The organism is Microcoleus sp. (assembly GCF_049646505.1).
Classification (GTDB): Bacteria; Cyanobacteriota; Cyanobacteriia; order Cyanobacteriales; family Microcoleaceae; genus Microcoleus.
Genome location: NZ_JBARVX010000481.1, coordinates 1 through 21,488, shown reverse-complemented (window position 1 = coordinate 21,488; position 21,488 = coordinate 1). Strand labels below are relative to the sequence as shown.

General features: G+C 44.0%; 22 protein-coding genes. 12 read left to right on the top strand and 10 right to left on the bottom strand.

Annotation, left to right across the window (positions count from 1 at the left end; genetic code table 11):
* Positions 1-38: 38 nt before the first annotated feature.
* The 7 genes from WBA89_RS23030 to WBA89_RS23000 all read right to left on the bottom strand — a co-directional run bounded on the left by WBA89_RS23030 (position 39) and on the right by WBA89_RS23000 (position 5,312).
* On the bottom strand, positions 39-446 hold the full coding sequence (locus WBA89_RS23030; RefSeq protein ID WP_424409737.1) for a hypothetical protein: 408 nt from the start codon (positions 444-446) through the stop codon (positions 39-41).
* Positions 447-453: 7 nt separating this feature from the next.
* Positions 454-1,176 carry a DUF433 domain-containing protein gene (locus WBA89_RS23025; protein WP_424409728.1) on the bottom strand — a complete coding sequence of 241 codons (723 nt, stop codon included), beginning with the start codon at positions 1,174-1,176 and terminating at the stop codon, positions 454-456.
* Between the two features lie 253 nt (positions 1,177-1,429).
* Positions 1,430-2,509 (bottom strand): hypothetical protein, encoded by a 1,080-nt coding sequence (locus WBA89_RS23020; RefSeq protein WP_424409727.1) that lies wholly within the window; start codon positions 2,507-2,509, stop codon positions 1,430-1,432.
* A gap of 180 nt (positions 2,510-2,689) precedes the next feature.
* Complete coding sequence (locus WBA89_RS23015) at positions 2,690-3,667, bottom strand: hypothetical protein (protein WP_424409726.1); 978 nt, start codon at positions 3,665-3,667, stop codon at positions 2,690-2,692.
* A 57-nt stretch (positions 3,668-3,724) separates the two neighbouring features.
* Positions 3,725-4,093 (bottom strand): hypothetical protein, encoded by a 369-nt coding sequence (locus WBA89_RS23010; protein ID WP_424409725.1) that lies wholly within the window; start codon positions 4,091-4,093, stop codon positions 3,725-3,727.
* A gap of 61 nt (positions 4,094-4,154) precedes the next feature.
* Entirely contained in the window at positions 4,155-4,856 is a 702-nt protein-coding gene (locus WBA89_RS23005; protein WP_424409724.1) for a hypothetical protein, read from the bottom strand.
* 189 nt (positions 4,857-5,045) lie between these two features.
* Positions 5,046-5,312 (bottom strand): hypothetical protein, encoded by a 267-nt coding sequence (locus WBA89_RS23000; RefSeq protein ID WP_332966511.1) that lies wholly within the window; start codon positions 5,310-5,312, stop codon positions 5,046-5,048.
* Between the two features lie 253 nt (positions 5,313-5,565).
* Here WBA89_RS23000 and WBA89_RS22995 point away from each other — a divergent pair, with 253 nt between their 5' ends.
* From WBA89_RS22995 to WBA89_RS22975, 5 genes are all read left to right on the top strand, one after another.
* Positions 5,566-5,889 carry a helix-turn-helix domain-containing protein gene (locus WBA89_RS22995; protein ID WP_172189318.1) on the top strand — a complete coding sequence of 108 codons (324 nt, stop codon included), beginning with the start codon at positions 5,566-5,568 and terminating at the stop codon, positions 5,887-5,889.
* Between the two features lie 16 nt (positions 5,890-5,905).
* Entirely contained in the window at positions 5,906-6,595 is a 690-nt protein-coding gene (locus tag WBA89_RS22990) for an ImmA/IrrE family metallo-endopeptidase (protein WP_424409721.1), read from the top strand.
* A 62-nt stretch (positions 6,596-6,657) separates the two neighbouring features.
* Positions 6,658-6,897 (top strand): polymorphic toxin type 33 domain-containing protein, encoded by a 240-nt coding sequence (locus WBA89_RS22985; RefSeq protein WP_424409736.1) that lies wholly within the window; start codon positions 6,658-6,660, stop codon positions 6,895-6,897.
* Between the two features lie 23 nt (positions 6,898-6,920).
* Positions 6,921-7,352: a DUF4279 domain-containing protein gene (locus WBA89_RS22980; protein WP_106147661.1), complete on the top strand. Its 432-nt coding sequence runs from the start codon at positions 6,921-6,923 to the stop codon at positions 7,350-7,352.
* A 346-nt stretch (positions 7,353-7,698) separates the two neighbouring features.
* Positions 7,699-8,550 (top strand): ATP-grasp domain-containing protein, encoded by an 852-nt coding sequence (locus WBA89_RS22975; protein ID WP_424409720.1) that lies wholly within the window; start codon positions 7,699-7,701, stop codon positions 8,548-8,550.
* A 108-nt stretch (positions 8,551-8,658) separates the two neighbouring features.
* On the opposite strand, the gene WBA89_RS22970 is transcribed toward WBA89_RS22975, so the two are convergent.
* Complete coding sequence (locus WBA89_RS22970) at positions 8,659-9,924, bottom strand: hypothetical protein (RefSeq protein ID WP_424409718.1); 1,266 nt, start codon at positions 9,922-9,924, stop codon at positions 8,659-8,661.
* A 90-nt stretch (positions 9,925-10,014) separates the two neighbouring features.
* On the opposite strand from WBA89_RS22970, the gene WBA89_RS22965 reads away from it, so the two are divergent.
* The 3 genes from WBA89_RS22965 (at position 10,015) to WBA89_RS22955 (ending at position 11,978) form a co-directional block, all read left to right on the top strand.
* A complete protein-coding gene (locus tag WBA89_RS22965; protein WP_424409716.1) occupies positions 10,015-11,037 on the top strand; it encodes a hypothetical protein in 1,023 nt (340 codons plus the stop codon).
* A gap of 70 nt (positions 11,038-11,107) precedes the next feature.
* A complete protein-coding gene (locus tag WBA89_RS22960; RefSeq protein WP_424409715.1) occupies positions 11,108-11,614 on the top strand; it encodes a hypothetical protein in 507 nt (168 codons plus the stop codon).
* Positions 11,604-11,978 carry a type II toxin-antitoxin system RelE/ParE family toxin gene (locus WBA89_RS22955; RefSeq protein ID WP_424409713.1) on the top strand — a complete coding sequence of 125 codons (375 nt, stop codon included), beginning with the start codon at positions 11,604-11,606 and terminating at the stop codon, positions 11,976-11,978. Before WBA89_RS22960 ends, WBA89_RS22955 begins: the two co-directional genes overlap by 11 nt.
* Positions 11,979-12,102: 124 nt before the next feature.
* Here WBA89_RS22955 and argS read toward each other — a convergent pair whose 3' ends face one another.
* Positions 12,103-13,860 (bottom strand): arginine--tRNA ligase, encoded by a 1,758-nt coding sequence (gene argS, locus WBA89_RS22950; protein ID WP_424409711.1) that lies wholly within the window; start codon positions 13,858-13,860, stop codon positions 12,103-12,105.
* Between the two features lie 296 nt (positions 13,861-14,156).
* On the opposite strand from argS, the gene WBA89_RS22945 reads away from it, so the two are divergent.
* The 4 genes from WBA89_RS22945 (at position 14,157) to WBA89_RS22930 (ending at position 20,938) form a co-directional block, all read left to right on the top strand.
* Positions 14,157-14,549 (top strand): hypothetical protein, encoded by a 393-nt coding sequence (locus WBA89_RS22945; RefSeq protein ID WP_424409709.1) that lies wholly within the window; start codon positions 14,157-14,159, stop codon positions 14,547-14,549.
* 823 nt (positions 14,550-15,372) lie between these two features.
* Entirely contained in the window at positions 15,373-16,764 is a 1,392-nt protein-coding gene (locus WBA89_RS22940) for a malic enzyme-like NAD(P)-binding protein (protein WP_424409707.1), read from the top strand.
* A 115-nt stretch (positions 16,765-16,879) separates the two neighbouring features.
* Complete coding sequence (locus WBA89_RS22935; RefSeq protein ID WP_424409705.1) at positions 16,880-20,719, top strand: PAS domain S-box protein; 3,840 nt, start codon at positions 16,880-16,882, stop codon at positions 20,717-20,719.
* A gap of 6 nt (positions 20,720-20,725) precedes the next feature.
* Complete coding sequence (locus WBA89_RS22930; protein ID WP_424409735.1) at positions 20,726-20,938, top strand: hypothetical protein; 213 nt, start codon at positions 20,726-20,728, stop codon at positions 20,936-20,938.
* Here WBA89_RS22930 and WBA89_RS22925 read toward each other — a convergent pair.
* Positions 20,917-21,399 (bottom strand): GNAT family N-acetyltransferase, encoded by a 483-nt coding sequence (locus tag WBA89_RS22925; protein ID WP_424409703.1) that lies wholly within the window; start codon positions 21,397-21,399, stop codon positions 20,917-20,919. The genes WBA89_RS22930 and WBA89_RS22925 overlap by 22 nt on opposite strands.
* Positions 21,400-21,488: the final 89 nt, after the last annotated feature.

Genomic DNA, 21,488 nt, shown 5'->3' with positions numbered 1-21,488 from the left:
TTATAAACTGGACTAATCGAGATTAACTTTAAGATGATTTACTCACTGGTTTTAGGGAGGATTCTCAAAAGTTCCTTTTGGTTTTTGCAGGGCTTTACCAAACCAGACTGGTACACCTTAGCAATAAAAGGTGCTTGATTCCCCCGAATAAATCGTTTCATATTTTCTAAGGCATTTACCAAAGCTTGTGCGACTACAACTCCAGAAACATCGCCACCCACAAATGCAAACAGCCGTACATTACCTTGAGCCACAGCCAATAACTCCAAAGGACGACTAGCAATTTTCTTGTCCTTTGTAAGTACAACCCAATTGCTTTCTCCAACTATCCTCAGCCAATCCTCATCATTGACATCTTGCTTAAAACGATCGTCATGAATTTCTACTGTCGCCCCCGCATTTCGTAACGAATCTGCCAGTTTTGTTCCTAAACATCGATGAAAAATATCTCATTCATGCTACTAGCGGAAGTTCGCAGCGAATACCTTCCTCTATTTGGAGCCGATCGCAATTATAGTCCTCAGCAAGTTCATCGATGGAATCACCCGCTTTGTAACGTTCTGCCAGCATAGCTGTGGGAATGCCAGTTCCAGCCAAAACTGGGCGGCCAAAAGAGATTCTGGGGTCAATCATCACTGTTTTAGGTTCGTCGGAACCTGGTAGCTTCGTGAAAGGGAAGAGTTTGATAGGTAATCCAGCTTCATCTCGTACAATGCGATCGAAATAAATGTCTAGAATCTGCCTCGCTTCCTGTTCCCTGCCGGAGGCTGCAAGCTTCTGTCCGCATCTCTCAAACAAAAGAGCAATTCCCTCGACTTGAAACTCAATTCGAGCGTATAAGTGAGGAGTAGAAAAATTACGGTTGACACATTTGAGAGTGGTGCTAAGTTGTTTTCGGGAGAAGCCTGTAGCCTTAACAATAGCAATCAACACATGAGCCTCTACCAAATTGGTGAAAGAAAGTAGTCTAGTTTTGGACTGGGGCAGCAGTTCAAGATTATTGTGTTGAGGTAACTCAATCAACGGCTCAAAGAAGTGCTTGTCCGTTTTTGTTTGCGAGTACCAGCCAACAACCCAATGTCGCAACATATCTCTTCGCAGCCTGAGATATTGTGCTGCTTGAGGGATAGAATATATCGGAATATCCCGCAGTTCAAAGTTGTTAGTATCAAGCATAGCAGTTGTCCTAATCCTAAATACTTATATTTTTGCACAAGAAGCGGGCGATCGCAAAAATCTCTCCCTTCAATACCCAGATACCCGACTTCTTCAACAAGAAATCGGGTATGTAAAGCAACCTAATTAACTCCTAAAAGAGACTACGGATTATACCATTTTTCTAAAGATGTGGTACTACCCCCCCACTTCCCCCCGAAATAAGGGGGGGTTGGGGGGGGGTAATATCTAGCGCTACTTTATGAAATTGGTATTACTTATTTTTCTGCTGAGTCTTAGCTTGTTCGATCGCAATTTCTCTCACAGCTTGGAAAGAACTCAAATTCGACGAACCCTCAATCGCCTTCACCGCCAAATCTTGAACCTGTTTCAAAGCAGAATCAAGTTGCTGTGACAAACTAGCAAGCCGCGCATCTTGATTTTGAATAGTCTGCAACATCCCTTGAATTTGCAGTTCATAATTTTGCTTTTGTCCTTCAATATCTTTAGCCAACAAATCCGCCTTAACCTTAGCTTGATAATTGCCAATATTGCGACCAGTATCCTTCCCATTCTTGATATTAGCTTCCAATTCCTTCGGAAAAGCTTCCACCTTAGCCTTAACATCCGCAGACAAACTTTCCCGTTCCGAAATAGATTTTTCCCGTTCCGCCCACTGTTTCTCCTGTTCCTGGCGAAACTCTTCAATTTCTTGATAAAGCCTTTGCTGGCGCTGTTCGTATTCTTCGATATCAAGATTTCGCTGAAGATTCAGATCGTAATCATACAACTCCTCATCCCGGCTGCGAGCTTTTTGCTGATTATCATTGCGTTCTGTAACAGTCAACTTTTGCAACTCCTGCTCTTTGTCCCAAGCCAGCCGCAGTTCCAACAACTCCTGTTCAACAGTTTCGCGCCGTTCGCTGAGTTCGTCAGTAAAAGTTTTCGCACTTTCTTCGTACTGCTGAATTAAATTATCCAGCGTATCTTCCGCAACATCTTCTAAACTGTGCAACTCTTGCAGTTGTTGAACTTCTTCCCCCACAACGCGCCGCAATTCTTCCAATTTAGTAGCTTCGGAAGTTAACTTTTCAGACAACTCGCTGACAGCGCCACCAAAGCCAAATTGCAGCAAAATCAGATTGTCGATTGTGGACTGCATTTTTTGTTGAATTTGAGTTGAAGCCATTGATTTTTTTGCCTCCACAATAAGTTTTTCAGGAACTGCTGCTTGCTTTGGGGAAGCATTTAGCTGTTTGATTTGCAATTCTAATGCAGCTTTTTCTTCTGCGGCTTCCTTGTACGCTTCTAAGATTTGAGCCTTGGTGCTTTTGTCGCTAACTTTTTTGTTCATGGCTTTTGATTTGATTTGTTAATAGTGGTGAATTAGGTTTGCAGTCAGGACTGAAGTCCTCATACCATTTTTCTTTCATATGTGCTATAGATGAAGTCTTAGCCCCCCCTTAATCCGGGGGGGTTGGGGGGGTAATATCTAGCGCTACTTTATGAAAATGGTATTACTACAAACCGAGTTCTAAGCTTTGCTCGCAAAAGCTTTCATTGCCAAATCTTGCGCTTGCTTCATCGTAGCTTGCAGTTGCGCGGAAATCTCAGCAATTTGTTCAGTTTGCCGCGCAATAGTCTGCTGTAAAGATTGCACTTTCAACTCATATCCCTGCTTGCTTCCTTCCCATTCCTTGTCCGCTAAATCTGCCTTGACTTTAGCTTCGCGGGAAACTTCTTGAATAGCTTCTTCTTTGGCTTTCGTGTAAGCCTGTTTGAGTTCTTCTTCAAATCCGGCGGCTTTCCTTTGATTCTCTTCAAACTCCGCTTGATTGTCGCTGAGGGCTTTTTCTCTTTCCGCCCAGTTTTTGTCTTTTTCGCGGGTAGATTCTTGCAATTGCCGTTCTAGTTTGCGCTTCGTTTCTTCGTATTCGTCGGTTTCAATTTTGCGATCGCGCTGCAATTCGTATTGATAATCGGCTGTTTCCTGCTGGCGCCCTTTTGTTGTGAGTGCAGTTTGTTCTTGAAATGCTGCATCAAATTCTTGCTGTTCTTTTTCCCAAATCTTGCGCTTTTGGGTTGTATCTTTTTCCAATACTTCGCGCTGGTTGGCGGCGTTTTGTTCGAGGAGTGTCAGTTTTTCCCGGTGCTCTTGAGTTAAAATGTGGAGAGCGTCTGCTACAACTCTAACTTGCTGCAACTCTTGCAATTGTTCGGCTTCAATTTCGATCGCCCGTTTTAATTCATCTAATTTCGCAGATTCCGCCTTCAGTTTTTCCGAAAGTCCGCTGGTGATGCTACCGAAATCTAATTGCAAGTCTGCCAAACCTTTAACAATGCTGTCAATTGTGTAGGTAGAAGCAACTTCTAGGAGTTGTTTGCTTTTGGCTTTTTCGGCTGACTGTTCCTTAGTTTCGACTTTAGATTCAATCTTTTTTTTGTCTGCTAAAATCTGCTGAAAGTTTTGCAATATCTTGGTTTTGCTATCTTTGGCTGTTGCTAGTGTCATAAGGTTTGTTGCTCCTGATTAAAAAATTTGCATGGTTGGTTTGTGAGACGTTTTTAGCTATTCTAAGTTCCGCAGTTGGCTGAGAATAGCTCGGTATTCTTTGGCTGCATTCGGTGGAAAGTCGGGATTATTGCTGTCTAGAGATTTGAGAATTTTTTGACAGCGCTCGCACCGATTGCTTTGCCAGCATTCGCACTCCTCAACTATACTTAAAAGCGTGTTTTTTAGCAGTTGATTTTCCGCAAGCAAAGCTCGGTAATTCCGCCGGATAGATTCGGCAACTACAGTCATGTGCTGGAAGTCTTCGGTAAGACTTTCGATGTCGTTGACTGTATCATCCCGAATGCGATCGAGCATCTCGAAATTCTCTCTCAAACGGCTTTCTTGCAGGTTTGGTTTGGTTTGAATTTTAGTGACTTTTTTCATTTTACTCTGCGTTGTCACAGTTAGGCAAAAAGCGCGATTAAATCGCGCCTTTTTCACAAAATTAGAACAAGTCAGCAGTTGCTCTATCTTCCGCTGACGGTAGCGACATACCGCCGTTAGAATTCAAAGCAATAGCATCGCTTTCACCGCCAGTGTGAGCGGCCATCAAGGACGCAACTTGTGCTGCTGGTAGGTTATCTAAACAGATCATAGCCCTGGTTCCTTCTAAGTCAATCATCCGCGATTGATTGCTCGGATCGGACAAAACTGCTGCTGCTTGATCGATAACTGCCCAGTCTTTTCGCTCGATCCACGACCATTTTAAACTGTAGTAATTGATCGGTTTTACTACTCCGCTTTCGTCTGGTTTTTGACCGGAATGTTTGACGAATTCGGGAACAAAGATTCCGGTTGCTGGCTCTACGCCGCGCGATTGAACTGATGCGACTAAACGGTTAAAATCGTTCAAGCTGCGGTTTTTGATGTATGTCACCATGACAACTCCTTGCGGCAGTTCGCCGGTTTCTGCGACGAACCAAAGTTGACCCCAAAGTGTGTGGGAAGTTTGACCGAGGGAACCGAAAAATTTGGCAAATTTGAGGATGGTGATCGAACACTTGGAACCGTAATCGGTATCGCCGATCGCCCATTGGCCGCTTTGGCAATTGTTGCGGACTGCGATCGGGATTTCTGGTACTAGCAAAGCATTGCTCGGTTTGGCTCCAAATACTGAAAATGTAGGTCTTTCTTTTGTGGTAGTCATTGTTGTTTTTCCTTAGTTCTTTATTGATTTACAGGCAATTGGTAATTGGTAATTGGGAATCGGTAATTGGTAATTGGGAATTGGTAATTGGCTAATTCTCCCCCTCTCCCCCTCTCCCCATCTCCCCATCTCCCCATCTCCCCCTCTCCCCATCTCCCCCTCTCCCCATCTCTCCATCTCCCCTTCCGATTACCGAATGAGATGTGTTGTAGCTTTTGGTTCGGGATAGGTATACTCAAGCATCGCCTCTTGTTGAGCTTTGATGATCCGCAGGGCGGTGAGCAAATGCTCTAAGGTTTCTAGGTGGGCTGGGGTGAAGTGGATGCTGAAGCCTTCGCCATCCCGCGCGTAGCCCGGACAAACCAGTGAGGCTGAGCTTTGTTCTTCGTGGGTGGCGATGTATAGCCAGTCATCGTCTTCGAGCTTGTAATGCGTGTCTGTCCAGGTTCTCAGCATTTGCTATCTGTTCCTCCTTATTTGCTGGGTACAAGGGTTTAGATGCCGGGTGGCGATCGCTCCTCTCAAGTTTGCGGCGCTATATATAGCGTGTTTTTTAGATTGTTTCCACTTTTTACCACAGCAGTGCGGTCAATTAAGTTGATTAAAGCTTCAACTAAATTCATGGTAACGTATGTTGATTTTCCCGTCAAGTATTTTGTTGAAGTTTTCATCAAAACAGGCTAGAATGCTTGTCAGGAGGCGAAAAACCGTGGAACAAACATTTGGAAGACTGATCCGTCAAGCTCGCAAGGATAAGGCTTACTCGCAACGTGAGCTTGCTGCTATGCTAAGTGTGGATTTTACTTATTTGTCGAAGTTGGAGAACGATCGCGCCGATTATGCGCCAAAAGAAGACGTAATTCGAGCATTGGCGCGGAATCTCGATATTAACGAAGAGGAATTGATTTTTTTGGCGGGTAGGCTGCCTCAGCAGTACGAAGCGCTGCTGAAGCAAAATCCGAAGGAAATGCAGGCTCTTTTCCGCCGGATGCAAGAAAATCCAGATTGGCTCAAACAATCTTTTGAAGCGTAAGAGAGGCCCCTGAAGCGTGAGTATTTTTAAACCGTATTGCTTCTATCCCAAAGAATCGATCGAGCGTTTGGCAAATGACATCCTGATGCAGATGCAGAAAACGCAAAAGTTTGCTCCGAAATGGCCTTTTGAAGCGACGACGGTTGCTGATTTTCTGGATTTGGGCGTAGTTTGGGACTACATTGAGCCGGATGAAGAAGGTGCGATCGCCGCCAGGATTTTACCCCAGCAGCGGTTAATCGAAATCAACGAATTGATTCTCGAAAAACCGCCGGGGTTCATCGAATCGACGATCGCCCACGAAATCGGCCACTGGGTGCTGCACGTCAATCAAGACGAAGCAGACGGCACTGTGGAACAGTTGGAACTCAATTTTGGCGATCGAGAAAAAACAGCGTCTGATGTCGAAGAACCGTTTGTCTGTCGGGGTGCGATCGCGAATACAAAAATTGCGTCGATAGAATGGCAAGCCCAATATTTTGCAAGCTGTTTGTTAATGCCCAGAGTTGTTTTGGAAGATAAAAGAAAGGGACGCGATTTAACAAAATGGTCGCACTTATATAAAATGAGAGATGAATTGGGAGTCAGTATTTCCAATTTGACAAACCGCTTGCAAGAATTTGATTGGATTTACATTCCCAAGGGAACGCGCGAGATTTATGCCGGGAAAGATGCCGCAAACGGGCAACAGCGGTTGTTTGGATAAAATTTGATTCAATTTGAGGTTTGAGAGAAATGTTCAAACCTCAGCTTTTTTTGGTGTAAGGAATAGCGGAAATAATATCAGGGAATAGTGCAGAAGAGCGAAACTGGAGACAAGACAAGCTGCTTACCAAGCAGGAGATTGAGAGATTGAAAACAGGAGAAATTGACATACACGAAATCAAAAACGAAGAAAATGCCTCTAAAAAAGACCTTTACAAAGACAGAGATGGAAACATATACGTCAAACTTAAAGGCGGCATGAGTCCGGGCGAACCAACAGATATAAACATTAATGATTTCTAATCATATTAAACAGGAGTTTGAGGATGGAATCAGAGATTTACGCTTATTTTGCCTTAATTGGAACTGACTTATCTCCAGAAGAGGTAACAGAAAAAGTCGGCATAAAACCAAGTAAAACTTGGAAAATTGGCGATTTAATTCATTCAAAGGCTACTATCCGCAAAAAGTACAATGGCTGGAGAGTAGATTCTCAACTTAGCAAGTCGGACGACTTAGAATCTCACATTAAATCTGTGATGGAACAACTTCAACCGGGATGGCTATCTTTGGTAGAGTTGTGTAAGCATTGTAAAGTCGAGATTTCTTGCGTCATTTATTACAGAAGTGGCAGCATCCCAGCGATTCATTTTGATAAATATATTGTTGAAAAAGTACATCAATTGAATGCGGCAATTGATGTAGATTTTTATGTTTTGCCAGAGGAGACTGCCTCGGATGAAGCAGTAGCAGCATGAGGGGTATAGGGCAATACGGTTCACTTAAGACAGATCCCCCCTAACCCCCCTTGAAAAAGGGGAGTAGGGGGTGGGACAAGAATGCTCTCAAAGTCCCCCTTCTTAAGGGGGATTTAGGGGGATCTCCGGCGCATAAATAGTGTTAAGTAAACCGTATTGGGGTATAGGGTTGTTCTGCAAAGAGCGATCGCCCTTTTAGTCTCATTGCTTCCTCCTGTGGTACAGTATGAATGAAAAAAATCAAGGCTTACGCATGGTGGCTAGAAACCGGGTTTCTACGAGTTTTAAGAAACCGGGTTTCTGAGGTCAGGGCGCGTAAGTCCTAAAAATTTATCCTGTTCAAATTATGCTAACCAATATTGAAATCCTGCTGGCAGCTTGTGAGGAATTAAATATCCCTTGCGAAATCCTGCATCCTACCCAAAACTTGATTAGAATCAAACACGGCGGGGAAGAATATTATTTTGTCAATTACATGACGCCATTTAACAGCGCGTCAGCAGCAGAGATTTTTAAAGACAAAGAATATACTTATCAAATCTTAAACGGCAAGATCAATACTCCCAAAACTCTCGGTTTTGTCTCGCCTCACTGCGAGGATAAGTATAAAAAATATTTAACTTTCCCAGATATTGAATCAATAGTTTTAGAAGTAAACAAAAAATTTGCTTTCCCGGTGATTCTCAAAAGAAATCGCGGTGCTGGTGGCAACAATGTTTTTTTGTGTAAAACTATAGAGCAAATTAAAGCAGCCCTAGAAATTATATTTAACGTCAACAGCAAAGATTATGACTATGTGGCGCTAGCTCAAGAATATATCGAAATTGTCCGCGAATATCGGGCTGTATTCTGCAAAGAAAAGCTAGTTTTGCTGTACGAGAAAGACAAATCTCAGGCTGAATTTGCGGGGAATTTAAGCCCGCTGCACTGGGAAGGTGCAAAAGCCCAACATATAATTAATCCCGCTCTCATGTCAGAGATTGAAGATTTTGTTAAACCTGTTTTTGCAGAAATTGCGATTAATTATGCTGGGCTTGACATTGCGCTAGATAACAATGGAAAATATTGGTTGATTGAAATTAACTCAAGTCCCAATTACGATATTTTTGTCAGAGATAACGATCGCCAAATTGTCGTAACAATGTTTAAAGGTCTTCTGGAGAGCTTGATTGTTAACAAAACGCCTTATTTCAAATGAAGAGTAATATCAATTCCGGTTAAACCGCAATGATATAGAGGAGACGGCAATGCCGTGTCCCTACCCAAAATATTGTAGGGACACGGCACTGCCGTCTCCTAATTTCGGCTACTCCATTCCTTGAAAATACCAGTAAAGATTAGCAACAGTTAAATCATTGACTTCTTGCCAATTTGAGGGGGCTAAAGCTTTATAGCCAGAGGTATTGGCTTTTTGACTGATATAAGATTCGTGTTGTTGACGCAAGCTAGGTTTGATCAAAAATCGTAATTGATCCACTAATGATTTGAAGTGGGATTTTTGTTGCAAGTTTTGGTAGAGCGCAATTTCTTCGGGTTCTGCCACTAGAGCAACTTCTTGATTAGTATTTGAAACTGGTGTCGTTTCCATATTTAAACTAGCCAATTGTTTACGCTCATCAGCCGATAAACTTAGCATCCAATCTACCTGATTTTGCCAAGAGTTTAAAACTGCTAGATCCTGATTGTAAATCCGTGTAATTTCTGGAAATATAAAATCAATTTCATCTTTTGTGCAGCGCTCAATCACGGTGAGAATGTCTTGGCGTATTCTTTCTTGGAGGTGGGAAAGGGAATTACTTACAGACGCAGGCTCGTTCAGCAATTGATAAGTTAATGAAATTGTCTGCTCAATTGCCCAAGCACATTCAACTCTACGAAGATAGCCCACTGCACAAGTGGCTTTGAATAATTCAGGATTATTATAGTCAGCTAAAGCAGTAGCTAAAATGTGTTGTGCACTTGTTAATGTAGAATTTCTGGTATGTTTATTTTCCATTAATAAAGCACTTTGAATTAGTCTCTGTGCCATCGCAAATTTCTGATAAGCTTGACTTAAGATTAAACGATGTTGCTCAAAATTAATGCTTTCAGCTAACAGTTTAATTTCAGCAATAACTTCTGCTTTCTGGTCTTTCAGCAGTGCTTCTATACTGATAAATCCTTGTGTAACTGTTAGCTTCAATTCCTTAATATCTTCCCTCATTTTTAAGGTCTGATGAAGGTTAACGGCTGACAGTGCAGCTATGGCCACCACGCCGACACCAATGACGGCAGTAGATGCTGACAGAATGCCCACATTAGCCTCAAGAGATTTTAAGCCATACTCAATCCCATCTAGTCTTCTGTAAGTTTCTTGAAAACCCCGATCAGTTTGAACCATTTGCGCTACACCTAATACAAAATCTGGAATAGCGAACAACGGCTCGGCAACCATACCAATTGCCGAACCTACAAAGTGACCTGTTGCTCTGTCTCTAGCTATTCCCAATAATACTCCTGCACTATTCTTCACGACTTCATAAGTGCCGGAGATGATGCCAGCCTGTATGTGAGGAGGAAACACAAAAATCATATTTTTTACCTGAAGAGCGATTGATGTTACATATTATAGTATATTATATGATTATGGTTAACTCTGTCAGTCTACAGTGGAATTACTTAGATGAACGAATTCATGCAAGCATTTCAGAACATCGCTCAATCTGCGGCTCTCGTCGCGGCGGATGATTATAAATCCTTAGAGATTAAGGAATCTGCTACAACCGTGATTAAGTCAGTCCAGCCTGGGTTCGATGAATTGATGGGATCAGCTACCAGACTTGAGAAAGTTGTGCAAAAATGCCGGAACGATATCGATCATGCTGAAGACGTTTGGACTTGCAAACTTGGGATTGTCCAAGCTTCAAAACAGGAAATATGGCAACAGCTTGGGGAACTGAGCGGCTGTCATGTCAGAATTAATGAACTAGGTCGTCAACGTCAAAGTTCGGTGATTGATGAATCTCAAGATTATTGGGATAAAATATTTGATGTCCGCGTGAGACAGAAGTGGTTTATTGATGCAGCAAAGAAACAAAAAAAAGGAATTGACTGGAAAGAAAAGGATGATTTTATTAAAGATATTCCCATCGTTATCAATCTTGTTGATATAGCAATCGATCAAATCATTAAGGGCGAGCTGAAGCTGGTTTATCAAGACATTACCACGATTAACTTAAAAGTGCTTACCCAGTATTTCCAAAATTTAGATAAGCAGACAAAAGATGTGTTAAATCATCAGATGAATGTAACTTTGAGCGTGATAGAAAATAAATTTAAGCAGCCGACAGTTTACTTGCCTGAGAATACCAAATTACTGAGTTCTGCACTTAGTCCGGCTCGGGATAATTTATCCAAATACCGTTTAGGTGCTCTTTCATGGGAAGAGGTTATAAATTTCAAAAAGCAGGTTTCAACCGCGATCGATAATTTCATTAATTCAATCTTTGATGACAGATTAAAAGTAGGAAGTCAAGCTTTGGTTGAAGCCATGATATTTTACAATGAATTTCTCGAAAAGCAAGATAGATATCAGCAAGAAACACCTGCACAACGTCAGGCTGAAAGAGCCTGGATTGATTCGCAATGGACAGAAATTCAGAGAGTGGAAAAAGGTATTGAAGTAATTCTAAATTCTTCTCCATAATTCTTTAAGCTACTGTCATTGTACTAGAGCACACTTCTTCACACGCTAAAATAAACTTAGTCACAATTCCATGAAAAAAATGACACCAGAATTGTTAGAATTAGAGGGAACGTGGGAAGAAATTCTCGCCCAATCAGCCAAATTTGCTGGACGCAGAGTTCGCATCGTCGTTCTTGCTGATGAAGACGAAGCAGCACTCCCATCTCCAGAAGAAAGCTTTCGGCAAGCATGGCTGGAAATAAAGACCGGGAAAACTAGACCTGTATCGGAATTGTGGGAAGGTATTGATGCAGAGATCAAGATGATGGAGTCTCTGCCAGAAACTTTACAGCAGCGAGTAGCAGAATACTTGAAAGAGTATATCGAAGACTTAAAAGATGAGCTTCGATGGGACGAATCTTTCGAGAAAACGCAACCGCAACTTATGGCTGCTGCTCAACGCGCAAAACAAGAAATTGCTCTTGCTGACGAACCTTTGAAGTCAGCAGAAGAGTGTTTTCGCCAAGGATGGAAGGAAGCAATGACAGGGCAGACTGTACCGCTTTCTGAACTGTGGGATGGAATTGATGCAGAATAACCCTCCTTTAAGGCAGATTATACCTACACGAGAATTTCAACGCGACTTGCGGACTCTCTCTAAAAAGTACCGCCATATTCGATCGGATGTTCAGCCGATTATTGAAAAACTGCAAGCTGGAGAGTTGCTGGGGATTCCGATACCTGGGACTGGTTACGAAATATTTAAGGTGCGTGTTAAAAACAGCGACATTCAAAAAGGAAAAAGCGCTGGATATAGATTCATTTACTACCTTCAAACAATGACAATCGTTATCTTGATTGCCATCTATTCAAAATCCGAACAATCAGATATTGCCGCCGATCGAGTTTTAGCAATTATCAGCGAATTTAATGAGTTGATTGAAAAGCCAGAAGAAATATAAGATCGCCAGATTAATTGTAGGGACACGGCACTGCCGTGTCCTGATTTCGGGTAATATCATTTCCCTCTGCATCGTTATTGTTCAAGAGTTTGGAAGGACTAAAGTCCTCACTACAAACCTTAGATTACATCCTTTCTAACACTTGAATTCCTAACAATCCTAAACCCAACTTCAAAGTCCTCGCCGTCAAATCGCACAACATTAGCCGCGAAGTCCGCAGCGGTTCCTCGGCTTTCAACACCGGACATTGCTCAAAAAATTGATTGAACTTTTGACTTAATTCAAACAAATACTGACAAATTCGATTCGGCAACAAGTCGCCGCCCACAGCATTTATAACTTCATTGAACTGCAATAAATGCTTTGCCAATACTAACTCGGCATCTGACTGCAAAATTACTTTTGCACCTGCATCTAAGTTATCAAAATTAATCTCTCCTTTGCGGCGAATGCCCTGGACGCGCACGTAAGCATACAGCATATAAGGTGCGGTATTTCCTTGCAATGCCAGCATTTTGTCGTAGCTAAATACATAGTTGCTGGCGCGATTTTGACTTAAATCGGCATACTTAACTGCACTTAAACCAACTGTTTGAGAGACGCTGGCAATAAATTCTTCTGTTTCGTGTCTTTCCTCTGCTTTTAATCTGTCTTCTAAATCTTGGCGGGTGCGGACGATCGCCTCATCGAGCAAATCCTGCAAGCGCACAGCTTCTCCTGAACGGGTTTTTAATCTTTTGCCTTCTTCTCCCAAGACTAAACCGAAGGGAACGTGGACAATTTCGACATCTTCGGGAATCCAACCGGCTTTTCTGGCTACGGCAAATACTTGGGCGAAATGGTTGGCTTGTCCTGAATCTGTGACGTAAATGATGCGCTTTGCATTGTCGTTTTGGATGCGGTAGCGGATGGCTGCTAAATCTGTTGTTGCATAGTTGTAGCCGCCGTCGGTTTTCTGGACGATTAGCGGTAGCGGTTCGCCTTCTTTGTTGGTGAAACCGTCTACAAAAACACATTTTGCGCCGTCGCTTTCTACTAACAAACCTAGGTTGGTTAAATCTTCGACTACAGCGGGCAATAATGGATTGTAAAACGATTCGCCGCGTTCGGTTAGTTTGATATCGAGTAAGTCGTAGATTACTTGGAATTCGCGGCGCGATTGATCGCACAGCAATTTCCAGGCGCGGCGGGTGTCTTCTGCGCCTGCTTGCAGTTTTACTACTTCTTGGCGGGCGGTTTCTTTGAAGGTTTCGTCTGCGTCGAAGCGCTGTTTTGCTTGGCGGTAAAATGCGACTAAATCGCCTAAATCTAGAGCGTCAGCGGTTGTTAATGCTTCGGGGTGAACTTCGCGCAAGTAGGCGATCAGCATTCCGAATTGGGTGCCCCAGTCGCCGATGTGGTTGATTCTGAGTACGTCGTGGCCTTGAAATTCGAGGATGCGGGCGATCGCATCTCCGATGATTGTCGATCGCAAGTGCCCGACGTGCATTTCTTTGGCGATATTCGGACTCGAAAAGTCGATCGCCACTCTCTGAGGCGTTTTCACCGGTTCAATCCCCAAACGGGTGTCGGCGGCGATCTCACTTATTTGCGCTTCCAAATAAGCCGGTTTGAGCTTCAAATTGATAAACCCCGGGCCCGCAATTTCTGGGGTTTCGCAGATGTCGGCGATGTCTAGATTTTCAATAATAGCAGAGGCGATCGCCCGCGGGGGTTTTCCTAATTTTTTGCCCAAACTCATAGCTGCGTTGCACTGAAAGTCCCCAAACTTGGGATTTCCCGCAGGGGCTAGCATCGGATCTGTACCCGCATAACTCTCACCAAATGCGGAGGTGAAGGCTTTTTCAAATCTGGTTTTTAACTGTTGGGCGATCGAGTTCATCTTTAATATTTTGATTGGATATTTATTTTAAACGCTAGGGGTTGAGGTCGATCGATCGCAACTTTTAGCTTTACTGCTGGGGGGATTTCCCCCTGGATAATATTTTCTATCCTGACCTCAATCACAGCGTTTCGTATCTTAGATTACAGATTATCACAATGGCGATCGCCAAACAAACCCCTAAAGATCACATCTAGTCAACGATCGCGATCGCCATATAATTTAGTTAAATCAGTTACATTAGGTATGTTAAAATTTTTTCAATGTTCCCAAAAATCCTACGAAAGGAAGTAGTTATGTTATCTCAACCTGTTTTTGGCGATCGTTCTTTGACACAAGCCTTCGATCGAGCAGTAATCGCTCGCTTCGATGAGCCTCTGAGTCTTTCAACTCAAGCACTATTAGAAGAGTGTACCCTCGGCTTCGCCGCTTGTCCCGAAGGAGTCAAAACCTTTTTCATCATCGCGCCGAGTCTGGATGTAGCAGACGAACTAATTGAAAGAATCGACAGCATTTTAGAGCGAGTTGCCGAACTCATGGCTGGAGTCAGACAAGTTGGCCTGTGCATCTTGCCTGGAAGCGAAGACGAGCAATCTGTCGATCTCCCAAACTCAGAAAAAGTTCCCGCCGATAGTTTGGCTTGCAAATTTTTTAGTATTATCTGTGCCGATGCTGCCAACGATCGCTAAAATTGACAGTTAGCAACCAGCAAATCGCTGCGATCTGCCCAAACTGTGCAGCCTGCAGGCATCGAATAGATTGCTTGTTAGTTCAGTCGCTGGAATCTAGAGGGCAAAGCGTGCAGGTAATTCGATCGAAAGCAACATTGCACTCGCTATCAAAGAGTGTTAAACAAGTCGAGAAAATTAATAGATAAAAGGCTCGCTTGTCACTCGCTCTGATTTTTACCTGCCGGCTCAAACAGCCGTGCATCTACTTTTTAACTCCACCATCAAAGCCGCCAAAACGCCGCATAAAATTTTCGGGTGTCTCGCTTCAAAAGACAGTTGAGAGTTAGTATAGCCTTTCAAGCGAAAGATGAGGTACTATAGCAGTCCTTGCAGGAGTCGTAAAGTTTTTTACCCCTCCCCAACCCTCCCCTTATTAAGGGGAGGGAGTAAGAAATTCACAAATGATTTAGGATTGCTATATGCGGCATAGGCATAGGCCAAACCGGCCAAACCGGTCAAACCGGCCAAACCGGGCTATCCTCACCACGCGATCGAACCGCTATAGGGTGTGTCAGTCCCAATTTTCGCTCCAGTTAAAACACTTTGAAACTGACGCACCCTACGGCGATATATCGCTAGTAGTTAGTAGGGTGCGTCAGTCCCAATTTTTGACACAATTCCAACACATTCAAACTGAGGAATCCTACGGGGATATATAGTGCGATCGCTCTGCCGCGATCGGAGAATTTGTTAAAAATTTAAGTTGAAAATTTTAATTATTAAATTTTATGTCTAATATGGGCGATAAAATCTAAGATTGAAATTCTCCAATTAAGCCATCATGGTAAAACTGACACCGAACCCCAGCTTTAGTTTAACGATTCGCGTTGCTGTGCCGAACCAGCCGGGAATGCTCGCCAGCGTCATCAACGCGATCGCCTCTGCAGGCGGCAACTTAGGACAAATCGACTCGATCGAGCAAACCCGCGCCACTGCGGTGCGCGATATCACCGTCGATGCTTCGAGTACCGAGCACAGCGAAGAAATAGTCCAAGCAGTGAAAGCGCTACCCGACATCAAAGTGATCGACGTGTACGATCGCACTTTCCACTTGCACCGCGGCGGAAAAATCAGCGTAGAAAGCAAAATTTCCCTCAAACGCCAGTCTGATTTGGCAATGGCCTACACCCCCGGAGTCGCCCGCATCTGTACTGCGATCGCCAACGATCCGCAACAAGTTTACAACCTCACAATCAAACAAAATACTGTTGCCATTGTTACCGACGGCAGCGCAGTTTTAGGACTGGGAAACCTGGGCCCAGAGGCCGCCCTGCCGGTCATGGAAGGTAAAGCCATGCTATTTAAAGAATTTGCCGGAATTGATGCCTTTCCTATCTGTTTGAACACTCAAGATACCGAAGAAATTATTCGCACCGTGCAGAATATTGCCCCGGTTTTTGGGGGAGTGAATCTCGAAGATATTTCTTCTCCGCGCTGTTTTGAAATCGAAGCAAGATTGCGGGAAACTCTAGATATTCCGATTTTTCACGACGACCAGCACGGCACTGCAATTGTCAGTTTGGCAGCATTAATTAATGCCTTGAAATTCGTCAAAAAATCCCTCGCCAAAGTGTGTATCGTGATTAACGGTGCCGGTGCGGCCGGAGTCGCGATCGCCCGCTTGCTGCGTAAAGCAGGTGCCGAAAATATCATCATGTGCGACTCCAAAGGTATCCTCTCCAAAGACCGCACGGACATGAACCCAGAAAAACTAGAATTTGCTGTGGCTAAGGGCGGTACTTTGGCAGATGCGATCGCCGGTGCGGATGTATTTTTAGGTGTTAGCGCCCCCGGCGTGCTGACGCGATCGATGGTGCGATCGATGGCCGAGAATCCCATTGTTTTTGCAATGGCAAATCCCATTCCCGAAATTCAGCCAGAATTAATTATGGAGGATGCGGCGATTATTGCTACCGGACGCAGCGACTACCCGAATCAAATTAACAATGTTTTGGCATTTCCGGGGATATTTCGAGGTGCTTTGGACTGCAAAGCTAGCACGATTACGACCAGTATGTATTTGGGTGCAGCTTACGCGATCGCCTCTTTAGTCAGCCCTGAACAACTTGACAAAGAACATATTATACCGTCTGTTTTTGACGGAAGAGTTGCGATAGCAGTCGCCGATGCAGTGCAGTTGGCCGCCCGCGCCGAAGGTATCGCCCGCGATTAATTGAACGAACAAGGAAGAGGGAAGTTATTTCTTCTTCCTTACCGAGTGATAAAAGTCACAGCAATAAACCAGATAATAAATATATAATTAGATAACCCAAGTCTAGCTAGGTCAGATGCAAAGCCTGTTAGGAGAAGACCAGAGCGATCGCAGCAACCGCAAATTATTAGAACTCAGTCCCATCGGGCTGGCACTGTGCCGCGCGGACGGGACTTTTCTCGACGTAAATCCAGCTTTTGCAAGTACGATCGGGCGCACAGTTGCAGAAACTCTCAACCTCAACTACTGGGAAATTCTGCAAACAGATTCCGCTGACAGAGAAAAATATCAAGAAAGTCCTACTAAAAATCGCTCCACGCGATCGCGCGCCGCAGCATACAAACATAAAAATAACTATCTCGTACCCGTGCGAGTTTCCGAGCGGACAATTGAAACAGAAGGAGAGTCCGCGATTTGGCTGAGTGCCGAAGAAATTTTTAATATTCAGGATGAAAATAGCGAGTCGCTGGAATCAACGCACCAGTGGAATTCGCATCTAGAAAAATTGCTGGCAAAGCAGACTGCCGAACTGACAAAAACTCAGCAACTACTCCAAGAAAAAATCGCCGAACTCGAACTTGCAAAATCGCAATTACAAGTGCAAAGTCAGATTTTAGACCGAATTCGAGAATCGGTGATTTGTACCGATATGGACGGCTCGATTACCAGTTGGAACCAAGCCTCCGAAAGGTTGTACGGATATCAAGAAACTGAGGCGATCGGACAGCATATTTCTCTAATTAATCCGCCGGAAAATCAGGAATTTTTATTAGAGCAAGTCATCAAACCGCTACAAGAAAAAGGCGAGCGTGAAATAGAACTTATAACACGCCGTAAATCTGGAGAAGATTTTTCTTCGCACCTGATACTTTCGCTATTGAAAGACTGTACTGGAAAAGTGGTGGGAATGATAGGCTATCTAACAGATATCAGCGATCGCAAAGCTTTAGAACAAGAATTAGCACATAAACAAGCACTATTTGATGCCTTTTTGCAGGATGCACCGGCGGGACTCTGCATTCTTGACTCCCAACTGCGGTACGTGCAAATAAATCAATTTCTAGCAGAATTAAATTGCATCAGTTCTGCAGAACACATAGGCAAGACTATACGCGAAGCGGTGCCGCATATCGCTTCAATAATAGAGCCTCTGTACCAAAAAATATTGAGAACGAAAACTCCCTTGATTAACATCGAAATGAGCGCTGAAAATTCAAGAAAGCCCGGGGTTGTTCAACACATGACAGGCTCTTATTTTCCTCTGCTTGGTAAAGACGGTGAGGCGATCGGCATCGGCGCACTGGTTATTGACATTAGCGATCGCAAACAAGCAGAAGCAGCACTGGAAAAAAGCGAACAGCTTTACCGCATGATGGCAAGCAACATTCCTAACGGTGCGGTGATGCTGTTTGACAAAGAAATGCGCTACAGCCTGGTAGAAGGTACAGAATTAGCAGCAGTGGGGCTTTCTAAAGAGTTGATGGAAGGCAAGACAATCTGGGAAGTATTCGAGCCGGATTTTTGCCGTGCCGTCGAGCCGAATTATCGGGCGGCGCTCGCAGGAGAAACAGTTGTGACAGAATTTACTTACCGCGATCGCATCTACCTCGCTTACACTTTGCCAGTCAGAAACCAACGGCAAGAAATCAGCGGCGGATTGTTGATGACTCAAAACATTACCGAGCGCCAATTAGCCGAAGAATCCCTTCGGGAAAGCGAGGAAAAATACAGGTGCATTGTCGAGACAGCAGAGGAAGGCATTTGGATACTAGATGCGGATGGTAACACTACTTTTGTCAACCAAAAAATGGCGGATATGCTCGGCTGCACCGCAGAGGAAATGCTCGGGCAGTCGCTATTTTCTTTCATGGATGCAGAAGGCATCGCGATCGCCCGATCCCATCTCAACCGCCGCAATCAAGGAATTCGCGAACAGCACGATTTTAAGTTTCTTCGCCGAGACGGCAGCGACTTGTGGGCGATAGTTTCTAGTAATCCCTTGGCAGACAAAGAAGGGCGCTATGTCGGTGCTTTGGCAATGGTTGCCGACATTACCGATCGCAAGCAAACAGAAGCCGCATTGCAGCAGTCGGAAGCCAAATTTCGATCGCTCTACGAATTAACCAGTTTGCCTGTTTTGATGTTGTACGACAGTGGCATCGCTGATGCGAACGCAGCCACCGTCAAACTATTTGGCTGCACATCCCCGCAACAGTTGTACGGCCAAAACCCCGGCACACTGTCGCCTGCTTTCCAACCCAACGGCAGAGATTCTTTTAGTATGGCCGACGAAATGATAGCGATCGCCTTTGAGCGGGGAAACCACCGTTTTGATTGGCTGCACCAGCGCTTAGACGGTACTGAGTTTCCCGCAGAAGTCGTGCTGACAGTCATCGAAGTTGGAAATCAAAAACTTATCCAAGCAGTCATCCAAGATTTAACCGATCGCTTCCTTGCCGAAGAAACATTAGTGCGATCGGAGCAAGCCCTCAGACAGCAAGCTCAGAGAGAACAACTGCTGAATCAAATTGCCAACCAAATCCGCAATTCTTTAGATTTAGACACAATTTTAGCAACCGCCGTTCAAGAAATTCGCAATCTAATCCAGCTCGATTGGTGCATCTTCATTTGGTATCGCCCCAACAGCAATCCTCCGGTTTGGGAAATAGTTTGCGAAGCGAAGAATGGAGATTTGCCGAGTTTGCTCGGTACTTATGCTGTAGACGACCAATCTAGTGTCGCAGTGCAGCAGATTTTGCGCCGACAAATTCTGAAAATTGATGATGTCAGCTTGTTTGAAGATGCAGAAGTGCGCGCAATATACCAGACATTTAAAGTTAACTCAGTGCTGTCGCTGCCGGTGCATACTGCTTCCGGTGATGTAGGGACGATTAGCTGCTATCAGGCTGTGTCCGCGCGCCATTGGAGCGATGCGGAAATCGAACTGATGCAAGCGGTAATTGCTCAAATTGCGATCGCGATCGACCATGCCGAACTGTACGCCCAAACCCGCACCGCTGCCGAATTAGCTCGATCTAAAACTCAACAGCTAGAACAAACTTTGCACCAACTCCAGCGCACCCAAACTAAATTAATTCAAAGTGAAAAAATGTCGAGTTTGGGACAGTTAGTAGCAGGTGTCGCCCACGAAATTAACAACCCGGTTAATTTTATTTATGGCAATCTCAGCTACACCAGCGAATACACTCAAAACTTGCTAAAAATGCTGCAGCTTTACCAGCAGGAATACCCGCAGCCGCCGGTCACAATTTTAGAGGCTAGAGAAGACTTTGAAATTGATTATATTGTTGAAGATTTACCGAAAATTGTATCATCTATGAAACTCGGAGCCGATCGCATCCGCGACATAGTTTTGAGCCTGCGGACTTTCTCAAGACTTGACGAATCCGAAATGAAACAAGTTGACATTCACGAAGGCATTGAAAGCACGCTGCTGATTTTGCAAAACCGCCTCAAAAATAAACCAGATCGCCCGCCAATCAATCTTATCAAAGAATACGGTAACTTGCCTTTAGTAGAATGTTATCCCGGTCAGTTAAATCAAGTATTTATGAATTTGTTGACAAATGCGATCGACGCTGTGGAAATGGAAATTGATAAGTTCGATCGCGCGGGCAAAAATCTCACAATTACGATTCGCACCGAAGTAACCGACAATAACTGCGTGGCTATGCGAATAACTGACAGCGGCTCCGGGATGAGCGAAGACGTGCAACAGCGCTTGTTTGACCCATTTTTTACCACAAAACCCGTCGGCAAAGGCACGGGCTTAGGATTGGCAATTTCGCACTCTATTGTCGTAGAAAAACACGGCGGCCAGCTTTATTGCAATTCTGTAATCGGAGAAGGTACCGAATTTGCGATCGAGATTCCGCTGCGGCAAAATAGAAATTAACAAGTTATTGGTTATTGGTTATTTGTTATTGGTTATTGGTTATTTGTTATTGGTTATTGGTTATTTGTTATTTGTTATTTGTTATTTGTTATATCGTTTCCGGTTGCATCGGTATTGTTCAAACCGTCAACAGTCAACTGTCAACTGTCAACTGTCAACTGCTATACATCCGTTACAGAATCCGTTGCCGAAATTCCTTATTTTATAACTTTTTTGTAAACCCGATCGCACCTTGGCGTTTCCACACCACTCGTCGGTAAATATCCGCTATTTTCGTACATCTTAACAGCTTCCTTGAGAACGCTAGCCGTCTCGATCCAGATTTCATCAAAGCCGCGATCCATTATTGTACTTTCCAACTCTTGCAGTAAAAACTTTCCCAAACCTTTTCCCCTTACTGCCGGCAAAATATACATTTTGCGAATTTCCACAGCATTATTACCGCGTTCAATCGGATAATAAGCGGCTGTACCCACTATTTCTTCTTGCCGTTCTACTACCCAAAATTCTCCACCCTTTTTATGATAAAATAATTCGACATCATAGACATCTCGATCTGCACCGAAAGGCTCACAGTTTAAACCGTACTCTGCTAAAATGTTTTTAATTAAATGGAACGCCTCAGCCCGATCGCGCGTTTCCCAGGAACGAATCAAAAAATCTAGATATTGAGTTTTCATGTGTTGTTGCAATTTTTACGTAAATGTTGCTTTTACCAACTGTAAAATTTCAGCAGTCATTAGTCAGTAGGGGCGGTGCCCCCGTGCCC

What these genes read in the sequence shown, in the direction of transcription:
- WBA89_RS23025 (WP_424409728.1), bottom strand. Translation starts at nt 1,176, where the DNA reads ATGCTTGATACTAACAACTTTGAACTGCGGGATATTCCGATATATTCT.
- WBA89_RS22925 (WP_424409703.1), bottom strand. Translation starts at nt 21,399, where the DNA reads ATGAAAACTCAATATCTAGATTTTTTGATTCGTTCCTGGGAAACGCGC.
- WBA89_RS22965 (WP_424409716.1), top strand. Translation starts at nt 10,015, where the DNA reads ATGAACGAATTCATGCAAGCATTTCAGAACATCGCTCAATCTGCGGCT.
- WBA89_RS22960 (WP_424409715.1), top strand. Translation starts at nt 11,108, where the DNA reads ATGAAAAAAATGACACCAGAATTGTTAGAATTAGAGGGAACGTGGGAA.
- WBA89_RS22955 (WP_424409713.1), top strand. Translation starts at nt 11,604, where the DNA reads ATGCAGAATAACCCTCCTTTAAGGCAGATTATACCTACACGAGAATTT.
- WBA89_RS23010 (WP_424409725.1), bottom strand. Translation starts at nt 4,093, where the DNA reads ATGAAAAAAGTCACTAAAATTCAAACCAAACCAAACCTGCAAGAAAGC.
- WBA89_RS22945 (WP_424409709.1), top strand. Translation starts at nt 14,157, where the DNA reads ATGTTATCTCAACCTGTTTTTGGCGATCGTTCTTTGACACAAGCCTTC.
- WBA89_RS23000 (WP_332966511.1), bottom strand. Translation starts at nt 5,312, where the DNA reads ATGCTGAGAACCTGGACAGACACGCATTACAAGCTCGAAGACGATGAC.
- WBA89_RS22970 (WP_424409718.1), bottom strand. Translation starts at nt 9,924, where the DNA reads ATGATTTTTGTGTTTCCTCCTCACATACAGGCTGGCATCATCTCCGGC.
- WBA89_RS22975 (WP_424409720.1), top strand. Translation starts at nt 7,699, where the DNA reads ATGCTAACCAATATTGAAATCCTGCTGGCAGCTTGTGAGGAATTAAAT.
- WBA89_RS22940 (WP_424409707.1), top strand. Translation starts at nt 15,373, where the DNA reads ATGGTAAAACTGACACCGAACCCCAGCTTTAGTTTAACGATTCGCGTT.
- WBA89_RS23015 (WP_424409726.1), bottom strand. Translation starts at nt 3,667, where the DNA reads ATGACACTAGCAACAGCCAAAGATAGCAAAACCAAGATATTGCAAAAC.
- WBA89_RS23020 (WP_424409727.1), bottom strand. Translation starts at nt 2,509, where the DNA reads ATGAACAAAAAAGTTAGCGACAAAAGCACCAAGGCTCAAATCTTAGAA.
- argS (WP_424409711.1), bottom strand. Translation starts at nt 13,860, where the DNA reads ATGAACTCGATCGCCCAACAGTTAAAAACCAGATTTGAAAAAGCCTTC.
- WBA89_RS23005 (WP_424409724.1), bottom strand. Translation starts at nt 4,856, where the DNA reads ATGACTACCACAAAAGAAAGACCTACATTTTCAGTATTTGGAGCCAAA.
- WBA89_RS22980 (WP_106147661.1), top strand. Translation starts at nt 6,921, where the DNA reads ATGGAATCAGAGATTTACGCTTATTTTGCCTTAATTGGAACTGACTTA.
- WBA89_RS22935 (WP_424409705.1), top strand. Translation starts at nt 16,880, where the DNA reads ATGCAAAGCCTGTTAGGAGAAGACCAGAGCGATCGCAGCAACCGCAAA.